This is a genomic window from Acinetobacter sp. NIOH-H-8, assembly GCF_046635365.1.
Lineage (GTDB): Bacteria > Pseudomonadota > Gammaproteobacteria > Pseudomonadales > Moraxellaceae > Acinetobacter.
Window position 1 is genome coordinate 1 of sequence record NZ_JBHDVN010000052.1, and the last position, 19,743, is coordinate 19,743.

16 protein-coding genes and 2 pseudogenes are annotated in these 19,743 nt (G+C 42.7%); 9 read left to right on the forward strand and 9 right to left on the reverse strand.

Translation table 11 applies throughout. From position 1 onward, the window contains the following. Positions 1–135: 135 nt before the first annotated feature. Positions 136–2,956: pseudogene (locus tag ACEWB7_RS14375) on the reverse strand (type VI secretion system Vgr family protein). Positions 2,957–3,229: 273 nt separating this feature from the next. Here ACEWB7_RS14375 and ACEWB7_RS14380 point away from each other — a divergent pair. From ACEWB7_RS14380 to ACEWB7_RS14390, 3 genes are all read left to right on the forward strand, one after another. Then, entirely contained in the window at positions 3,230–4,384 is a 1,155-nt protein-coding gene (locus ACEWB7_RS14380; protein WP_312309314.1) for a methionine aminotransferase, read from the forward strand. A gap of 103 nt (positions 4,385–4,487) precedes the next feature. Further along, a complete protein-coding gene (locus ACEWB7_RS14385) occupies positions 4,488–5,852 on the forward strand; it encodes an MATE family efflux transporter (RefSeq protein WP_411580919.1) in 1,365 nt (454 codons plus the stop codon). Between the two features lie 161 nt (positions 5,853–6,013). Further along, positions 6,014–7,381 carry an LLM class flavin-dependent oxidoreductase gene (locus ACEWB7_RS14390; protein ID WP_411580920.1) on the forward strand — a complete coding sequence of 456 codons (1,368 nt, stop codon included), beginning with the start codon at positions 6,014–6,016 and terminating at the stop codon, positions 7,379–7,381. Positions 7,382–7,530: 149 nt separating this feature from the next. On the opposite strand, the gene ACEWB7_RS14395 is transcribed toward ACEWB7_RS14390, so the two are convergent. From ACEWB7_RS14395 to ACEWB7_RS14410, 4 genes are all read right to left on the reverse strand, one after another. After that, positions 7,531–7,767 carry a hypothetical protein gene (locus ACEWB7_RS14395; protein WP_262738552.1) on the reverse strand — a complete coding sequence of 79 codons (237 nt, stop codon included), beginning with the start codon at positions 7,765–7,767 and terminating at the stop codon, positions 7,531–7,533. 24 nt (positions 7,768–7,791) lie between these two features. Next, the gene (locus ACEWB7_RS14400) at positions 7,792–8,301 is read right to left on the reverse strand and encodes an ABC transporter ATP-binding protein (protein ID WP_411580921.1); all 510 of its coding nucleotides are present in this window, start codon (positions 8,299–8,301) and stop codon (positions 7,792–7,794) included. After that, a complete protein-coding gene (locus ACEWB7_RS14405) occupies positions 8,249–9,082 on the reverse strand; it encodes a TauD/TfdA dioxygenase family protein (protein WP_411580922.1) in 834 nt (277 codons plus the stop codon). Before ACEWB7_RS14405 ends, ACEWB7_RS14400 begins: the two co-directional genes overlap by 53 nt. 185 nt (positions 9,083–9,267) lie before the next feature. Continuing rightward, the gene (locus ACEWB7_RS14410) at positions 9,268–10,116 is read right to left on the reverse strand and encodes an SDR family NAD(P)-dependent oxidoreductase (protein ID WP_262738543.1); all 849 of its coding nucleotides are present in this window, start codon (positions 10,114–10,116) and stop codon (positions 9,268–9,270) included. Between the two features lie 219 nt (positions 10,117–10,335). On the opposite strand from ACEWB7_RS14410, the gene ACEWB7_RS14415 reads away from it, so the two are divergent. The 3 genes from ACEWB7_RS14415 to phoR all read left to right on the forward strand — a co-directional run bounded on the left by ACEWB7_RS14415 (position 10,336) and on the right by phoR (position 13,343). Continuing rightward, positions 10,336–11,028 (forward strand): TetR/AcrR family transcriptional regulator, encoded by a 693-nt coding sequence (locus ACEWB7_RS14415; protein ID WP_179992733.1) that lies wholly within the window; start codon positions 10,336–10,338, stop codon positions 11,026–11,028. A 221-nt stretch (positions 11,029–11,249) separates the two neighbouring features. Then, a complete protein-coding gene (gene phoB / locus ACEWB7_RS14420; protein ID WP_180011595.1) occupies positions 11,250–11,960 on the forward strand; it encodes a phosphate regulon transcriptional regulator PhoB in 711 nt (236 codons plus the stop codon). 24 nt (positions 11,961–11,984) lie between these two features. Continuing rightward, positions 11,985–13,343: a phosphate regulon sensor histidine kinase PhoR gene (gene phoR / locus ACEWB7_RS14425; RefSeq protein ID WP_312157475.1), complete on the forward strand. Its 1,359-nt coding sequence runs from the start codon at positions 11,985–11,987 to the stop codon at positions 13,341–13,343. Positions 13,344–13,394: 51 nt separating this feature from the next. Here the strand turns inward: phoR and ACEWB7_RS14430 are convergent, their stop codons facing one another. The 3 genes from ACEWB7_RS14430 to ACEWB7_RS14440 form a co-directional block, all read right to left on the reverse strand. Further along, a complete protein-coding gene (locus tag ACEWB7_RS14430; protein ID WP_034703785.1) occupies positions 13,395–14,045 on the reverse strand; it encodes a glutathione S-transferase in 651 nt (216 codons plus the stop codon). Positions 14,046–14,165: 120 nt separating this feature from the next. After that, complete coding sequence (locus ACEWB7_RS14435; RefSeq protein ID WP_313660187.1) at positions 14,166–14,564, reverse strand: OsmC family protein; 399 nt, start codon at positions 14,562–14,564, stop codon at positions 14,166–14,168. Positions 14,565–14,598: 34 nt separating this feature from the next. Beyond that, positions 14,599–15,546, reverse strand: coding sequence for a pirin family protein (locus tag ACEWB7_RS14440; protein WP_313660199.1), 948 nt, complete (start codon positions 15,544–15,546; stop codon positions 14,599–14,601). Positions 15,547–16,042: 496 nt separating this feature from the next. Between ACEWB7_RS14440 and ACEWB7_RS14445 the strand changes: the two genes are divergently transcribed. The 3 genes and pseudogenes from ACEWB7_RS14445 (at position 16,043) to ACEWB7_RS14455 (ending at position 19,369) form a co-directional block, all read left to right on the forward strand. Then, the gene (locus ACEWB7_RS14445; protein ID WP_411580923.1) at positions 16,043–17,395 is read left to right on the forward strand and encodes a GGDEF domain-containing protein; all 1,353 of its coding nucleotides are present in this window, start codon (positions 16,043–16,045) and stop codon (positions 17,393–17,395) included. A gap of 159 nt (positions 17,396–17,554) precedes the next feature. Next, positions 17,555–18,778 (forward strand): annotated as a pseudogene (locus ACEWB7_RS14450) (GGDEF domain-containing protein). 171 nt (positions 18,779–18,949) lie between these two features. Continuing rightward, positions 18,950–19,369 (forward strand): hypothetical protein, encoded by a 420-nt coding sequence (locus ACEWB7_RS14455; protein ID WP_313660185.1) that lies wholly within the window; start codon positions 18,950–18,952, stop codon positions 19,367–19,369. Positions 19,370–19,408: 39 nt separating this feature from the next. Here the strand turns inward: ACEWB7_RS14455 and ACEWB7_RS14460 are convergent. Further along, on the reverse strand, positions 19,409–19,743 hold a 335-nt coding region (locus ACEWB7_RS14460), incomplete at its 5' end, for a transposase (protein WP_411580924.1).

The window sequence follows — 19,743 nt, forward strand, 5'->3', positions numbered from 1 at the left end:
TCTTGACTCAAGCATTAATGCAGTACGATCTTCAAAGTTAAGATGATGGTATGACAATTTTATATACTCCATAAACCCTTTAAATTAATTAGGTGGTTTATGTCGCACTTCAAGTTTTACTCTGCCCCTTTATAATTATTGAATATCTTCAATTTGAATTCCATGCTCACCCACATCAAATTCCTCCTCTAAATCTTTAGTATCTAAATCTTCAAAGATATTTGACCATTGCTTAAATCCTACCAATGCTTCATAAGCAACCCATTCTTGAGAAATAGATAATTGCGTTTTACCATTAGAATCAGTTTTACCTTCCCATAAAATTTCCTTATTTTCAGGTATAAACATAGTTACTTCAGCACCTTCAATTCCACTACCACCTAAACTATTAAATAAAAAATCTACAGCGTATGGTCCAGATTTAGGCAACTCAGGAATCTCATAAATAGTTTTGGCTCCTTCTTTAAATATATGCTGACCCGCTTTACACTCAAACTTCCCACCTGTTACTCCAAATACACCTTGTCCATTAATCTTTAACTGAGAACCACCAGCAGTAAGCACAATTTCTTTAGGGCTTATAATTTCAATTCGTTCTTCAGTCGAAATAATTTTTATTTTTTGACGAGCAATTGTTTCTATTGCGTCATCTTGTGCCTGGAGTTCGACCTTCCCCTTTGCCGCAATGGCTTTTAATCCTTGTTGAGCTGAAAACAAACTGATCTTGTCCTGAGCGTGAGCAATCAAAGATTTCTGTGTGGAAAAATTAATATTATCCGCAGCACTGTGGTTAATCAGCTGAAAGATACAGATCTTCATTAGTTGAGAGTGCAATTGAATTCGGTGCATACAGCAGCATTAAAGCCTGTTTAAAGGTTTCAGCCTTGCTTTGATCTTGCTGTTCAATCTGATCCAGAAATTTTTTCAGATGATCTAACCCTTCTAAGGGATCTGTTTGCTGATTTTTGGCAATCTCACTTAAGGCTTTACTATGATTCAAACTAGATTCAAGCTGGCTTTTCGCAGGACTGGCATTTAAGTGATTGGCATTGGCATTTTCTTGTTTATAGGTAGAGAGAAGCAAGCCAGCTCCCGCTCTAAGTGCTCCCCATTGATCTGTTCTTAACTCAAAGCCCTCACCACGCCCGTCGCTAGCCTCATCTTCTTTTGGATGACTTAGATTTCCTAAATTTAGCTGACTGGCCCCATGACTACTTTGCAGCTGTGCACTAATCTGTCCAGTTGTATCATCGAAGCGAAGCTGGTTAAAACCTTCACCCTCCACCTCTTGAGAACGGATACCACTTAGTTTTTTAGTGAATGGCAACTGCCCCTTCTTATCAAACATAGTTTGATAACGTTCAGCTTCATGAATACGTCCAACAATAAAGGGACGATCAATATCCCCTTCGAAGAAATCAATCACTACGATTTCCCCGATACGTGGATGGAATCGGGCGCCATAACCTTCACCTGCCCATGGCGTTAGCACATCTACCCAGGCCGAATCAGTGTCATTATCATTGGCACCAGCACCACCATCATGCTGATGATCTTCACTACGGGTAAATAAAAAACGAACCTTCACGCGTCCCCATTCATCGACATAAATAGTCTCACCTTCAGGCTCTACCACTTTCGCCCGTTGTGGATAGGCCATTGGCCGATGTTGTAGTGGATGATATTCAGGTATCACCAGAATATCTCGACGAATTAAATACAGCTCATTGCCTTGTCTCTCGTCATCCAGAACTTTCCAGCGACTGGACAGCATGAGCTGATCCACCTGTAGCAAAATGTCTTTTGGTAAATTATTCTGGTTATAGAAGTGTTTGCCCAAAATTAAAAATTCACGCTCATTGCACGGATGTTGATCAATTTCGGGATGATCATGCAGTTCAAACCAGTAACCCACTTGGGCATCACGAACACTACTGCTGGCCTTAAAATATTTGGACTGCATGGCATGATAGTGACTAAGTTGCTGACTGAGTTGATCCAGTTGAGCTGGACTGGATGATGTAGCCTGATCTTCTCTATTTAGGTCACTGGTCCAAGCTGGGCTGATGTTCCAGACATCTTCCAGACTTAAACTGGTATGATCCTGAACACTACTTTGCTGAATATTCACCAACTGCTGGTTTTGCTCCTGCTCCAGATCTATAGCTTGCCAGCGTTGCAATGCAACACTGTTTGGTACAAGTTGTCGCTCAGCGATTAGGCTGGTGATAGTATCGAATTGCTCAGTTGCATGACTGCGATGGAAGCGGATAGAACGGCGCTTTAAGGCTTGAAAATATTGCTGCTCATCAACAAGACGCAGGACTTGTGGCTGAATGGTTCGAGCTGATATTGAAATGATTAATTCCTTTTCATCAATCAGCCAGTTAATACCCTCACTACGCCATAAGCGGGTCAGAAAGTCATAATCACTTTCATTGGACTGTATGACCAATGGCCGTACATCATATTCACGATTTAGTCCGGAAAGATCCAAACTTAAACTTTTCGCAAATAAGCCACTTCGCTTTTGCCATTCAGTAAACAGAATTTCACTGATCTCCCTGACACTTTTATTCAAAAACACACGACTATTACGGCGTTTATGCCAAAGTGAAGTCGCATCTTCGAGAGTCAGCTGATAGACACTTAAAGCACCATCGCTATGACCCTGTTTAGCTGCGGTAATGATACCTGTAGTCCGGAAAAGCTCACCTTGATCAGTGACCTGATCAACAGCAACCTGACAGCCAATAAACTGTTTTAAAGCAATATAGGGATGAGTGGATAGACAAAGTAATTCAGCATGTAGCCCCTCATTGATCCAGTGCCTGCTTTCAATACGCTGAATCAGAACCTGAGAATTTAAAATTTCATTGGAAAATCAGAGATGAAGTGCACGCTTCTGTGAGCTTAGACCCAAGCCTTCAAGCACCGTATAAATACTCTGTAGCATTTTATAATTATTATTTGAGGTTATTTTTATCGCACTGATTTTAGGGAATAAGCTTAGAACAATCCATCTTGGTATTTGTTTCACATGAATTAACCACGAATAGCCTTAACCTGACCTTATATTCTCTATGCTTATGAAATAGAAGATGTATTCTGTTTCAACCTTTTCGATTTTTCTGATTATTTGCTGATTCACTTACTGCTACACTGAAAGCCGAATACTTTATATCTCCTACATCATCCTCGATTACAGGATAAGCCAGAGGCCAAGGACATGCTTGAGTTACATTCTAAACTTCCCAATCTGGGCGTTACTATTTTTAGTACTATGTCGGCCTTGGCACAAAAACTCGGAGCAATTAACCTGTCACAAGGTTTTCCAGATTTTCCTGCTCCACCGCAATTGATTGAAGCCCTCAGTCGGGCGGCTGAAAATGGTTTTAATCAATATGCACCGGGTGATGGTTTACCAGTATTACGTGGGCTGGTCGCTGATCTTTATCAGCATCGTGACCAGCTCATTCTAGACCCGGTAGATGAAATCACCATTACTCCTGGCGCAACGATTGCAATCTTCTGTGCAATTCAGGCAACGGTACGGGCGGATGAAGAAGTCATTATTTTTGATCCCAGTTATGACAGCTATGCGCCAAGCGTGAAGCTGGTCGGTGCCAAACCGGTACATATCGCTCTAGAATATCCTGGTTTTTCTGTGGACTGGAATCAGGTCAAAGATGCAATCAATGACCGTACCCGCATGATTGTAGTGAATACACCGCATAATCCCACCGGAACGGTATGGACAGAGCAAGACTGGCAACAGCTGATTGAACTGATTCGTGATCGCAATATTGTAGTTCTGTCTGATGAAGTTTATGAACATCTGGTATTTGATGAAGTTCGTCATCATTCTGCAGCATCATTTCCGGAACTCCGTGAACGCAGTTTTGTGATTGGTTCTTTTGGTAAAACCTTTCATGTGACCGGCTGGAAAACTGGTTTCTGTGTTGCACCGCCAGCCTTAATGCAGATGTTCAGACAGATTTACCAGTTTGTCAGCTTCTGTGGTGTAACGCCAATTCAGGTGGCTTTGACTGAATATATGCAGCTACATTCTGAACATATCCATGAGCTGTCCGGTTTTTATCAGGCCAAACGGGATTTGTTTAATCATGCACTGACAGACTCCCGTTTTCACTGGACGCCATCACAAGGCACCTATTTCCAGAATCTGGATTACAGTGAAATTCGTCCTGATCTGGATGCACTGTCGATGTGCCATTATCTGGCGAAACAATACGGTGTTGTGGCGATTCCGGTATCAGCGTTTTATCAGGAGCCGCCTAAAGATTTACACTTATTACGCTTCTGCTTTGCCAAAAAAGATGAAACCTTGATAGAAGCAGCACATATTCTTTCCAAAGTTTAAAAAAATAGACTTATTGGTTACTGAAAAGCTAAGGCGTTCTTGATGCGGATCAAGGATAATTTAGTCCTGATAAATATATGAAAAATCAAGAACAGGATGTCATATGGCACAGCAAGCATTGGTTCACCAGCAGAATTTATGGAAAACATTTTTCATTTTCCTATTACCGCTGGTGGTTACCAACATCCTGCAAAGTTTGTCCGGTACGATTAATACTGTTTTTGTTGGGCAAATGTTGGGCGTGCAAGCAATTGCAGCTGTGGCAGTATTTTTCCCGATTCTATTCTGCCTGATGGCCTTTGTGATTGGTCTCTCTGCAGGCTCTACAGTTCTGGTAGGACAAGCTTGGGGTGCCAGAAACTTGGAAAAAGTGCGCTGTGTAGTTGGCTCTACCCTGTTTATGACACTGATTGGTGGCAGCCTGATTGCCCTATTGGGTGTATTTTTTGCTGAAAATATCCTGCAATTATTAGGTACAGATCCGGATGTGATGCACCTGTCTTTGCCTTATGTGCAATGGATGCTGGCTGGTAGCCCACTGATTTTTATTTATATTATTTATACTTCAATTTTACGTGGGGTCGGAGACAGTACTACCCCACTGTTTGCCTCTGCTTTGACGATTGGCGTTGGCTTAGTGGTGACACCAGTCCTGATCGCCGGTTATTTCGGTTTTCCTAAAATGGGGATCATCTCTCCAGCAATTGCAACCATTCTGGGCAACTTGGCTGTTCTGTTATTTCTCATTCTCTATTTAAATTATAAGCGTCATCCTCTAAGACCAGACTGGGCGTTGATCAAAGATATCCGTCATCAGCCCCAGCTCAGCAAGATTATCCTGCGCTTAGGTATTCCCACCGGGGTTCAAATGGTCACAACTTCAGTCGCTGGTCTGGTCATTGTAGGTCTGGTCAACCGTTATGGTGCAGAAGCGACGGCGGCCTATGGTGCCGTGAATCAGGTGCTGAATTATATTCAGTTCCCTGCCCTTTCTATTGCCATTGCGGCTTCCGTCTTTGGGGCACAGGCCATTGGTGCTGGTAAAAATGATTTGCTCAATAAAGTGACCCGAACTGCCTTAAGTATGAATATCTTGTTCACAGGTAGTCTGGTGATTATGGCTTATCTGTTTTCTAAATATCTGATGGCACTATTTATCACTGACCCGCAGGTCGTGGTCCTAGGTCAGCAACTTCTCTTCATTGTCCTATGGTCGATTCTGTTCTTTGGTGCTAGCGCAATTTTTGCTTCGATCATGCGGGCCAGTGGCACAGTGACAGTCCCGATGTTGATCAATATTATTGCCATTATTGGAATTGAAGTACCAGCTGCCTATATGTTCAGCCGCTGGTGGGGTTTACAAGGGATCTGGTATGGTTATGCCTTGGCCTTTGTCTGTCTTTGTATCATGCAAGGCCTGTATTACCAGTTTATCTGGAAGAAAAAAACCATCGAGGCACTGGTTTAATCTTCTAGCCTTACTACTGGATAAACCTTAGCAAAGCACCTCTAAATAGCGTATTTCCTGCTTAATCCATATTTTTTATATGGATTCATTTTTATTATATTTTTCAGCCATTAAGATCCTTGTTATAAGCTGTGTATTGTATAAAAACACAAGGTCTTCTCATGGCTAAACGACAAATTAAACTGGGTGCTTTTATTCCAACGACTTCGCAACATGCGGCAGGTTGGCGCCATCCTGAGTCTCGTCCTCAGGATCATTTAAGTATTGATTATGCGATTGAATTAGCGAAAACTGCTGAACGCGGCCTGTTTGATGCCTATTTCCTTGCAGATGGTCTGGCAGTCAACTGGAGTCATGGTGCTTCCAAACATAATAAGAAGGTCGGTTATAGCGATAAAGTCGTGGGCTTTGAACCAGTTACCTTATTCGCAGCGATTTCAGCCGTCACCCAAAATATTGGTTTTATTGCCACTGCTTCTACGACCTATGAAGAACCGTATCTGTTGGCACGAAAATATGCCTCTTTAGACCATATCAGTAAGGGTCGTGCCGCCTGGAATGTTGTCACCACCATATCTGCTGAAACCGCGCGGAACTTTGGTTTTAGTGCACATCCGGATGCCAAAGTCCGTTATGAGCGCGCGGATGAATTTATTGAAGTTGTACAGAAGCTCTGGGACTCCTGGGAAGATGATGCATTCCTCTATGACAAAGAAAATGGTCATTTCTTTGATACATCTAAACAGCACGAACCCCTGCATAGCGGCAAATATTTTAATGTCCAGGGTGCACTCAATGTCCCTCGTCCACCACAAGGCTATCCAGTGATTGTTCAGGCGGGCCAATCTGAAGATGGACGTGAGCTGGCCGCCAAATATGCCGAAGTGATTTTTACCGCCCAGCAAAGCCTGTCTGATGCACAAGCCTTCTACCGTGATGTTAAAGGCCGTCTGGCTAAATACGGTCGTCATCCGGATGATTTAAAAGTAATGCCGGGGGTCTCTGTCTTTGTAGCTAAAACTGAACAGGAAGCCAAAGAAAAATATGAATTACTGAATCGTCTGATTCATCCAGATGTCGGTTTGGGCTTACTGTCTGGTCTGGCAGGGGATATTAATCTTTCAAACTATGATTTGGATGCCCCATTTCCTCTCGAAGATATTGAGATCAAGTCTAGCCGTCAGCAAATGATGTTTGAAATTGCAGCGAAGCATCACTTCAGCATTCGCCAGCTATATGAATATATTGCCTCTGCTCGCGGTCACTGGACGCTGATCGGAACACCTGCACAGGTAGTCGACCAACTACAGGAATGGTTCGAAAATGAAGCAGCTGATGGTTTCAATGTCTTGCCACCAACGACACCTGCCGGTCTGAATGACTTTGTCGATTTCATCGTACCCGAGCTACAACGCCGTGGCCTGTTCCGGACCGAATATGAAGGCACAACTCTGCGTGAAAACTTAGGACTGAAACGGCCAGAAAATCAGTATGTGATTACGCAACAAAATACTGCGGTTGCCTCTTAAACCATCCATTATAAAAAATGCCCGATAGGGCATTTTTTATTTCTTTAAGTTAAGCACTGGGGTAATTGGTGCTAGTGGAAATGACAACTATGGGCGAGGTTGTGTCGCTGTTGATTTCTGTTTAATTTAAAATGAATGAAGACCCTAGCCTACCAGCAAAACTGACCAGAGCTTGTAAGTAGCAGCTGTTGATCCTTCACGATTGAGAAATTTAATACTTTTAGAATTTCTTTTTTCAACTGCTGTAAACGCGTATTCTGGCGCTTGCGTGGATAAGATAAAGACACCTTTAAAACCTGTTCGATTCGTCCAGGATTAGCCTGCATTACCACAACTGAAGTGCTCAGTAATAAAGCTTCAGCAATATCTTGGGTCGCTAAAATCACGGTAATTTTTTTGGCTTTCCAGATTCACTGTAATTCTTCATGCAGATGATGACGCATCAGCGCGTCCAGTCCAGCAAAAGGATCATCTAATAATAATATATCCGGTTGAGTAACCAGGCTTTTGGCAATGGCCACTTTCAGATTCATGCCAGCAGACAAGTGCGATGGATAAGCATCCTTAAACGGCGTCAATTGCAGTAATTCTAGCTGTTCCTGAATTCTTCGATTTTCCTCTTCTTTACTTAAAGGGATTTGATGTAAGGCCATGCGGATATTTTCCGTCACACTGAGCCAGTTAAACAGCCGATGATCCTGATAGATAATACTGAGATTTGGAAGATGTTCAGCTGGCTGTTTTCCCTGAATCAGAATCTGTCCCTGTTGATGCTGTTCCAAACCCATCAGTAAGCGTAACAATGTAGATTTACCGCAGCCAGCATGCCACACTACACTGACAAAATCACCTGCATGAATATCCAGATTAATATCTTCGAGGACCTGGGTCTGCTGATCTGGTACGGTGCTGGTCACCATAATCATTAATCGCACGGTGTTGCGTTGCACGGTTATCCCAGATCGCCACATCACCTGCACTCCAGCGCCAGCTGACAATATTTTCCAGCTTCTCTACATAACTTTGGAACAGGTCGAATAAACGGCGTGATTCACTTGAGCTATAACCGACGAAGCTCTTAAAGAAATGGCCCAATAACAAGGTTTTTTCACCTGTTTCAGGATGAACGCGTACTAATGGATGTTCAGTTTCATATTCAGTTGAATTGAAGTAGTTTTTATATTTTTCCAAAGCTTCTTTTGGAACACTGACTTTTGCAGCATAGTCAAAGTTGTTGCTGTGAATCACACGCAAGCTATCCGCCAGTGTTTTCAGTTCTTCAGGTAAATCATTGTAGGCAGCGGTTGTATTTGCCCATACGGTATTGCCACCTACTGCGGGTGCAACCACGCTACGCAGGATAGAAGCTTTTGGATAGGCATCAATAAAGCTGATGTCCGTATGCCAGCTGTCTGCACGTGCACCGCGTGAATCAATTTCCAGAATATGTGCAGAGCCATCTTTTACCGGTACAGTCGGGTGATTCAACGGTGTGCCTAAACGTGCTGCAAAGGCTTCTTGGGCTACATCATCTAGATGTTGCTGATCTTTAAAGAAGATCGCTTTATGCTGCAATAATGCCTGGTTGATTTCATTTACCACTTCATCAGCCAAATCTGCTGACAGTTTTACGCCCTGGATTTCAGCGCCAATACGGCCACCAATTGGTTGTACCTGGATGTGTTTATATTCATAAGCCATGATCATTTCCTCTATCTATAATTATGTCGACCTTCGGTCTGTAAAATCATCATGCCGAATCGGCTTATCTAACGCTGTCAATTTATTGACATTCTTATGCACCATTTTTGATTTATAAAATACTTTAGCTGCTTAAGTTTTCGGGCATAAAAAAACCCGCTTACGCGGGCTTTGATCAGGGTGTTTTAAGCTGACTTTTTCTTCTGCTTGCCGAGGCGGGTAGCTAAAGCCGTGACTTTCTGATAGCCAGTTGGCATAAGGCGCTGAATTAAATCAATCGCTTTGGCATCATTTCCAATCAACAGACGGCGTTTATCTTTTTGTACCGCTTCCAGAATTTGACGGGCTGCTTCTTCCGGTGGGCAACGCAGCAACTTATTGAAATTCTGTGCAGATTTTTCCGGATGCATTCCCAGACTACGGATACTGTCATTCATTTTTGCTGCAATGGCGATATTGGTACGGATTCCGCCTGGGTGTACACAGAGTGCGCTTACGCCGCAGTTTTCCATATCCAGTTCCTGACGCAAGGATTCGGTAAAACCACGCACGGCAAATTTAGTGGCATTATAAGCAGACTGGGTTGGCTGGGCAGTTAAACCGAACAGGCTGGAAATATTGATGACATGACCATCACCGGTTTTCTTGATTAAAGGCAGGAACTCTTTGGTGCCATAGACCACGCCCCAGAAGTTAATGCCGACGATCCATTCCAGCTCTTCATAGCTGGCGCCTTCTACGGTAGAACCAAGGGCAACACCAGCATTGTTAAAAATCATATTCACGCTGCCATGATCTTTCTCGACCTCAGCGGCCCAAGCATGCATTTCTTCCAGATTAGCCACATTGACCTTTTTGGTTGTGACACGAACATCACTACCTTTTAGCAGCTCAACGGTTTTAGCCAGACCCTGTTCATTCACATCGCTTAAAGCTAAATGACAGCCCTGCTTTGCTAAAAGCACCGCAAGTTGCTGGCCGATACCTGAACCTGCGCCAGTAATGGCCGCGACTTTATTATTAAAATTTTTCATTGAATTTCCTTGATTAAAACACTGCCCTTCCATGACAGCCTGTTTTTCTGTCGCATAGGGATACAGCACACTGTTTCAATATAGTTTTGACAATCCATATTGTCAATAATTCCAGCATGTCTCTACGGGCCAATTTTCAGGTTTGAATTTCAGCATAGGTCAAAGCCGGATTTATTGATAAGATACTTAAAATCTCAAGCACATGAGTCTATGGTCTTTATGACGGATGCAGTAAATTCAGGACAAAAACTAGCAAGTAAAAGTAAGGAACGCCAGTTTAAAGGACTTTCCATGGCTGAGCGTCAGCAGGCACGTCGTGAAAAGCTGATTGAGGCCGGGATCGAGGCGTATGGTCGTCATGGTTTCTTTTCGGTCACTGTGAAGGATATCTGTAACGAAGCCAAACTGACTGAACGTTATTTTTATGAATCCTTTAAGAAAAGCGAACATCTGTTCCAGACTATTTTCCTCAAGCTGATTGACCAGTTACAGCAGAATGTCATGCAGGCCATGATGCAAGCCTCTTCTGATCCAAAGAAAATGATCGAAGCCGGTCTGACTGCCTTGCTAACGACCTTACGTGACAATCCGGGTATGGCACGAATTATTTATATCGATGCCATGCTGGTTCAGGAACTGCATAATCAGGCTACGATTCATGAAACCATGGGCCGTTTCGACCGTATGATTCAGGCCTTTGTCATGCTGATGATGCCGAACCTGAATCGTTCTGAACGAGAGATTTCTCTGGTCTCGACCGGACTTAATGGTTATGTCACCCAAATTGCGATTCGCTGGGTCATGAGCGGCTTTAAACAGTCACTGGAAGAAATTCTGTCTTCCTGTAGCTTGGTGTTCTTTGCTTTATTAGACACTTTAGGTACAGAAAAACCGGCAGATCCGGTTAGATAATTTTTAAATCAGGATAAGGTCTACGTAGATCTAGCTTTCAATGATCTACAAACCTTTGAATTAACACCCTCTTATAAAATAACAGCTTAAATTGTGACAAATCTTTGCAAAAAGTCCCAGAACTACCTATTCTGCAATGATACTGTCATAATTAATCTTTGTAATAAGCCTGTCATAAATATAAAACGGTCCACCGTTTGCATGAAATAGGGTATTGCGCTGTGAAAGATGACTACATTCTAATTGTTGATGATGAACTGCCGATTCGTGAAATGATCCACACTGCTCTGGATATGGCAGGCTTTCAATGTTTACAGGCAGAAGATGCCAAGCAGGCTCATCAAATGATTGTGGACCAGCGTCCAGCATTGATTTTGCTGGACTGGATGATGCCGGGTGGCGTCAGTGGTGTCGATCTATGTCGTCGTCTGAAACGTGATGAAAACCTGTCCGAAATTCCTGTCATCATGCTGACTGCGCGTGGTGAAGAAGATCATAAAGTTCAGGGACTGGACGCCGGTGCCGATGACTATATGACCAAGCCGTTTTCGACCCGTGAGCTGGTTTCACGTATTAAAGCTGTTTTACGTCGCTCCAATGCCCTCAGTGGTGAAAAATCCATTGATGCTAATGGATTGGTATTAGATCCAGTCAGTAAGCGTGTGAATTTTGGCAATACTATACTGGACATGGGACCCACTGAATATCGTCTCTTGGCATTTTTCATGACCCATCCGGAACGTGCTTATACTCGTGCGCAGTTGCTGGATCAGGTTTGGGGTGGCAACGTCTATATTGAAGACCGGACCATTGATGTGCATATCCGTCGCCTGCGCAAGGTACTCGAACCTTATGGCGCTGACCGCTATGTACAAACTGTGCGTGGCACCGGTTACCGTTTCTCGACCCGTGTCGATGTTGCACTCGGTTAATTATTTTTAGGTAAATCTCGTTTTATGTATGAGCCCTATCCTGTTCCCGAACTGTCACACGAGCACAAAAGACTTCGTTACAGCAGCTTATGGGATTTTGCCAAGCAAGATTTACGTCTCCTTCTTCTCTTCCTGGTAATTGCCAGTTGTATTGGCCTAGGCGTCGGCTATTTCTGGATCTGTATCGTTCTGGCCTTTGTTGCCTTCTTTGGTACACAGTTGCGTTCACTCTACCTGGTCAATGAATGGATCTCGAACCGTCCCTATGATGTACCGCCAAATATCAACGGAATCTGGGGCGCTTTACTGTTCAATGTTTATCGGGCCCAGCGTCAGGAACGCGTTGTTCAGGCTGAAATGGTCGAGCTGATTGACCGTGCACAATCCTCGCTAGTCGCCCTTCAAGAAGCTGTAGTGCTGATTGATGAAAACCAGCAGATTGAATGGTGGAATCCGGCGGCAGGACGTTTACTAGGGATTGGTCAGGAAGATCGCGGCCGTAATATCCTGAGTTTGTTACGTCAGCCAAATTTCATTGATTACTATCATCATATTGATGATGCACCTGATGGCCTTAAAATGAAGTCTTCGATATTCGAAGATCATTATGTGCAAATCAAAATGACCCGTTTTGGCGGTGAAAGTCGCTTACTGGTCGCTTATGATGTGACCCGGATGCATAATCTGGAACAGATGCGTAAGGACTTCGTCGATAATATTTCGCACGAACTGCGTACGCCGTTAACTGTGCTCAGTGGCTATATCGAAACCTTTACCGATCAGGAAGATATTAGCCCGCGCTGGAAACGCGCCTTTGACCAGATGCAGTCCCAGACCCGTCGCATGAATGCACTGGTCAATGACCTGTTGCTGCTATCCCGTCTGGAAAATGACAAGAATATTGCCAAGAACCAGATTATTGACATGCCTAATCTGATGAACCAGCTGTTTGATGATGCGCAAGCCTATAACGTGGATTATGGCCATACACTAAATCTGGATATTGACAGTCACTGTGACCTGATCGGCTCAGATATGGAAATTGCCAGTGCCTTCAGTAACCTGATTACCAATGCCATCAAGTACACGCCTAAAGGTGGAACCGTGACCATGGGCTGGCATGATGATGGTGAATCGGCCTATTTTGTCGTAGAAGATACCGGAATTGGGATTGATCCTAAACACTTGCCTCGCTTGACTGAACGTTTCTACCGGGTAGATTCTGACCGTAGCCGCCGTACTGGTGGCACAGGACTGGGACTGGCGATTGTAAAGCACGTACTGATGCAACATCAGGCCCAGCTCGAAATTGATTCCCGTGAAAATCAGGGATCTACCTTTAAGGTGATTTTCCCTAAAGAACGCCTCAGTTTTCCAGATTGATTCAAAAATAAAAAAGGTGCAAATCGCACCTTTTCTTTTTTAGCGAAGGCTTTAAGATTTTAATGCCTGCTCTTTGGATAAGGCCCGGAAATAAGCCGCACGATGCGAGATTCGTTCCAGATAGGCCTGAATCGCCGGATAGCTTTTACCGGTACGGCTTTGCATGGCTTCAAGTGGGAAGCTCATCTGGATATCCGCAAAACTGAAACGACCGGCAAAATATTCATGCTGGCTTAAATGATCTTCCAGAAACTGGATATGGTCTTTTAAACGGCTTTGCACAAACTGCTTCTTCACCCCTTCACAAATTGTTTTAGCCACTGGACGTACCAGAAATGGCACTTGCTCAGGAACTTTAGTCATCACCAGCTGCATGACCAGTAAAGGCATCAAAGACCCTTCTGCATAATGCATCCAGTAGCGGTATTGCGCCTTGTTCTCAGCACTGATCGGTTGAAACTGATGGGTCGAATCATAAGTTTCTTGTAGATATTCCAAGATAGCGGCAGACTCAGCCAGTACCAGATTCTGATCTTCCAGAATCGGGGCTTTACCCAGAGGATGAACCTGTTTCAAAGAAGGCGGAGCAGAATAGTTTGGCAGGCGTTTGTAATACTTGATCTTATAATCAAGCTCCAGCTCTTCCAAGGCCCACATGATTCGAAATGATCTTGATTGTTCGAGATGATGTAAAACACGCATATTAGACTCATGATTTTATTGTTATTACTGCGTGAGCATAGCAAAAAGTCTGGCTCTAACTAAAGAGTTTATCAGTCTACTTACATTTTCCCTACCGGATATAGCGTACCCTCTTTTAGCTTAAATCAGGCTGGTCCGAATCTCCAGACTGCGTAACAGGGTTTTGGTCACCGGAATTTTGGCACAAATCTCCAGAATTTTCTGCTGCAAAGCCGAATCATGAGTAATATCGAAACTTAAGCGTCGTTCAATCCATTCCTGTCCTTCTTTATTCGCAAAAAATTCTGCTTCAACCTGAAAGTCGCCCAGTTCAATGTCCTTATGCTTAGCATACATGCGCAAAGTAATCATGATGCAAGAGATCAGGCTGCCTAAAAGCAGATCATAAGGTGCAGGACCTGCATCCTGCCCGCCGAAGGAATCAGGTTTATCGGTCAGATAATGATGCTGACCATGACTGATTTCTCCCTGCCACGGTATGGTTAAGCTCTGTATTTTGGCAAGTGCGATACGGGCCATACTGATCCTTTGTTCTTATAGTTATATGAAAGATTTATCGAGAAGCACGCATATGTTCCGGAAATGCTGGTGCTTCCATACGCGGCCCATCATAGCTTGGAATGGTGCCAAAACGCGGGTGCCCCATCATCCACTGTTCACGGGCCAGCTTCAGTTCTTCCACATCACGACCAACCAGATTCCACCACAATAAAATAGGGCTTTCAAATGGCTCTCCACCAATCAGCAAGATTCGCCCACCCGCATGAATTTCGACATCTACATACTGTAATCCCGGCTCAAGAATCACCATATTATCTTCAGTCAGTTCATGCCCATTAATACTTACCAGACCCTCAAGGGCCATAAAGCCATATTCAAATCTTGGATCTAAACTCAAATGGGCACGGGTACTTTCAGCAGCAAATAGATCCACCCCCAAAAGTTCGGTATGCACTTTAACCGGGGATTGTGTATTTAGGAATTCCCCGACCAGAACCGTGCATTGAATGCCTTGTTCTTTGACTACAGGTAATTCCGGATAATGATCAAACGCGGGAGCCATATTGATCTTGTCATCAGGTAGGGCGATCCAGAGCTGTGCTGCATGCATCTTGGTTTCAGTTTCCGGTGAAACCTCTGTATGCGAAATGCCATAGCCTGAAGTCATCAGATTAACCTGTTTCGGCCGGATCAATTGCCGGTTACCCAGACTGTCACTGTGCATCATGGTGCCTTCAATCATCCAGGTAAAAGTTTGTAGGCCAATATGCGGATGCGGTCCGATATCCAGACCATCTCCCTGAGGAAACTGAGTGGGACCGGCATGATCCAGAAAACACCAGGCGCCAATCATGCGTTTATGCCGACTCGGCAAGGCCCTTTTAATGACTGTTCCCTGCCCGATTTCCGCACGCCGTAAAGGAACTTCCTGTATGAACTGATTGATATACTTTTCACAATCATCTGAATTTGACAGTTCAATATCATTATTATTCGACATGGTTGAGCTGACCTCGGCAAGTTCATTCTGGCTATATGCTGCATCAAGACATCTCTCCCTGATCATCATAAGATGTCTACCTCATAGAACAATGTACCGCGTCTACCCACAAAATCTATCTTTAGAAATATTTCGATACGTATAAAATGTGCTACTCATCAGAACAGTTCAAATGCTTAACGGCTTCATTCTTCTAAATCCTATAATCAAGATCTTGGTGATGAATCATATAATCATTCAAGCACCTTACATCAGTTCGTTTAAATCAACTTATTCATCATGCTCATGTTTCACGTGAAACGCTCATTTTTATTTATATAAACTTTTAAAATCAGAAATCTATAAAAATGTGATCCGTCTAGCTTTATGTTTACAAAACAAAAATTTTGTTACGTTTTCTTTTTAAAAAATCGTGCTACCCCCTGATTCTAGGGAGATTTTTTTTTATTCATTTGGTTCATAATAGGGCCCAATAAAAATAAGATTGGATCAAGACATGTCATCCTCGAATGAAAATATATATTCAACGGCGAATATGTCTTTTCAAAACTCGACCACGGATAGATCATTAAAGTTGGCCGAATGTGATCTGCAAAATCGCCAGTTAATTGAAGATGCGCTTGTACATCGCGCTGCACCTATTCCTGCGCAATTCCAGCAGTACTTTTATAACTATCTTTATGTGCATCGTCATCAAAATCTTCGCCAGATTAATTACATGGCGCAGATCGCCTTTTTGCTGTATTTCTTTGCCGATATTTTTATTATTCCTGACATGTTTTTCCTGTCTGGCCTGATCCGGGTATCACTGGTCATTGCTGTCATGTTTTGCTGCTATTACCTGTTTAAGCATCAAAAGAATATCCGGGTTCTGGACATGATTTTGCCTGTGGGCACGACTGTGGCTGCAGCGACCTGGATTAGCCTGCTCCTGCTGTCGAGTAGCCCGCATGTGTCAACTTATATCTATGCCTCTGCGATCTTTGTTTTAATTACCAATCTCTGTGTACAGACCGAGTTTAAGGGTGCGCTGTATTGTTCTATTTTTATCGCCCTGTTTATCATGCTTGGGGTAACCCATCTCATGAGTCTATCGCAGGCCTTTATTTTCGCCGTTGTTTTCACGCCTCTCTGGGCCTTTAGTATTTATATCAACTGGAATAATATCATCAACATACGGCGCTCTTTTTTACGCACTTTGCTGGATGAATGGAACTATCAAACCTTAAAGAATCTTGCTCATACTGATGATCTGACGCAGTTATTTAATCGTCGTCATTTTGTGGATATGGCGGAACGTTCAATCCATCAATGGCCAAAGCCTGCCAGCACCTGTCTTTTGATGTTTGATGTCGATTATTTCAAGAGAATCAATGACAACTATGGCCATGATGTGGGTGACCGGGTGCTTCAACTGATTGCTGAAATTACCCGTAAAGAAATGCGCTCTAGCGATGTACTGGCACGTTTTGGTGGAGAAGAATTTATTGCCTTGCTGGAAGATACCCAGCTACAGGACTGCCTGATGATTGCAGAACGGATTCGCTGTTCGATTCAAAAGCAGGTGATGCACATCAATTCTGACCAGAAAATCCAGTTCACGATTTCTATCGGTATTGCTGAACTTGAATCTCCGCAACAGGAGCTTGAAGACCTGATTAAGCATGCAGATATTGCGCTTTATGAAGCTAAGAAAGCGGGAAGAAACCGGATTCGGGTCTATCATCCTAATATGCTGCAACCGACTAAACCCCTATCTCCAAATCCCTGGAATGTATTTAAACCTTTGAATAAACAGGAGCAGTCTGGCGCTCATCATAAAGCGAAACAGTCTTGGTCTGCTTTGTAACCTGATAGCAAAATCAAGATTATTAGACAAGAATTTAAGAATTAGGCCTAAATTTGTTTGTGATGCTTTTCAAATAATTCCTAAAAGAATAGAATATTTTTCATACAAATATAAATATTCATCTTATTCATTTCTTTGGATTTAATGTGGGAAGGCGGCATGCCAGATAAATATGAAGAAGAAGCTCGCCTCCTGTTTCAGGATGCCCTTCAAGATCCGCTTGTTCGTATTCCTGGGTCTTTAAAACCTGCCTACTTTAGCCATCAGAAACAGCTCACTCTAAAATATCTGTTGCAGGTGAACCTATTTGCACAGGTGGCATATGCCTCCTACACCCTTGCCGATATTCTGGTGCTGAATAACATTATGAATTTGCTCATTCTGACCAAGCTAGGCTATACCTTGGTGATCGTGCTGATAACCATCTGGATGTATCATTTTTACCGGAATTTGCCTGTATTTGACCTGCTGTTGCCGACCTCGATTATCGGGGCAAGTGCAATCTGGTTTTTAATCTAAACCAGTCTGAAAGTCCGCATACGCTCATTTATCAATATGCTTCACTGGTATTTATTGTCCTGGCCAATCTATGTGTGCAGATTCGCTTCTGGCCTAGCCTGATTAATTCCGGTCTGATTACACTGGTGATTTATATTGGTGTGTATTTCAATACCCAAGCTGATCTGTATCAGATGTTCTTGTTTTCCCTGATCTATATGCCGGTATTGACCTTCAGTTTATATATCAGCTGGAGCTCTACACTAAAATCCCGTTTGGTATTCCTGCAACATACCCTGAATGAATATCATCGTCAGACCTTTGAAAATCTCGCCCATACTGACTCGCTGACAGGCCTGAATAATAGACGCTGTTTTGAATATCTGGTACAACAGCTGATCCAAAACAATCTTAAAACAGCCTGCTCCAATCAGTTTGCTGGTCTTTGATGTCGATCATTTCAAGCAGATCAATGACCGTTATGGACATGATGTTGGAGATCAGGTATTGCAGTTGATTGCACAGACCACACGCAATAAAATGCGACGCCATGATGTGCTGGCACGGTATGGGGGTGAAGAATTTATCGCATGCCTTCCTGAAACTTCACTGGATGATGCGTTAAAAATTGCCGAATGTTTAAGACACAAAATCGAAAATATTGTGGTCAATCTGGAACATGGGCATCGTCTTGATTTCACCGTTTTAATTGGTGCGGCCATTCTGGAAAGCAGTGAAACGGATTTAATGGCGCTGATTAAACAGGCTGATATTGCCCTGTATCAGGCTAAAGCCAATGGTCGGAACAGAGTGGAATGTTATGACCCTGAACTGGATCAGAGCTTGCTTGGAGAGCTTCAAAACTGGCAGGTTAAACCGACTTAAATGTCATTTGAAAGATAATAAAAAAGAGCGCCGAAGCGATTTTAAAAATGATTCGAAGATTACCTTCTTTAAAAAAAATTTGTCAATTTTATAAATATAAAAGCCCTTAAACTGGAAATATTTGAATAAAATACCGTTAATAACTAATTAATGAAATTCTAGAAAATATCTATGTTAATTAAATATATGAGTGCAGAACACCTAGCCTTTTTAGATAATAGTTTGTTCCGTATTACTCAACCTCAATACTTAAATGATCCTCCAGGTGAAGCAAGATTTGCACCATTTTATAATCACTTTTCAGAGGCTGACTTTGAATACGCTCGAAAGAAGTATCAAACCTCTTGGCTAAATGATGGCAGCATTCCTGATAATAACTTCTTGCTTAATAATTTTCTTTTACCTACAGGGATGAGATATACAGTCGAATTGTTTCCTTCTTTAAAAGGCTTTACAGACTATGAAACAACAGACGAAATTGAACGATTTCAAGCAATTCAACTAATTGAAATAATAAATAATTGTTTGTTAGAGCATATGAACCAAATGATTGGGATTTTTTCATTAAGAGAGGTGGTCCCACATGTTTGAACAACTAAAAGCTTATTTATAAGTGATACTCTGCTCTAGTTAAGCTACCTTATTTTGTTGTGGTAGCTGGTCATAGTAAAACTCATCTGGAGTCATTTTGTCCAGACTCGAATGAGGTCGTTTCAAATTATAAAATTCAAAATATGCGTTTAATTGCTTCTTCGCATCCAAAACATTGCTGTAGGCTTTGAGATACACCTCTTCATATTTAACGCTCCGCCATAATCGTTCAACCATCACATTATCAACCCATCGACCTTTACCATCCATACTGATTTGAATGCCATTTGATTTCAATACATCAATAAATGCATCACTGGTAAACTGACTGCCTTGGTCTGTATTAAATATTTCAGGTCGACCATATTTTTCAA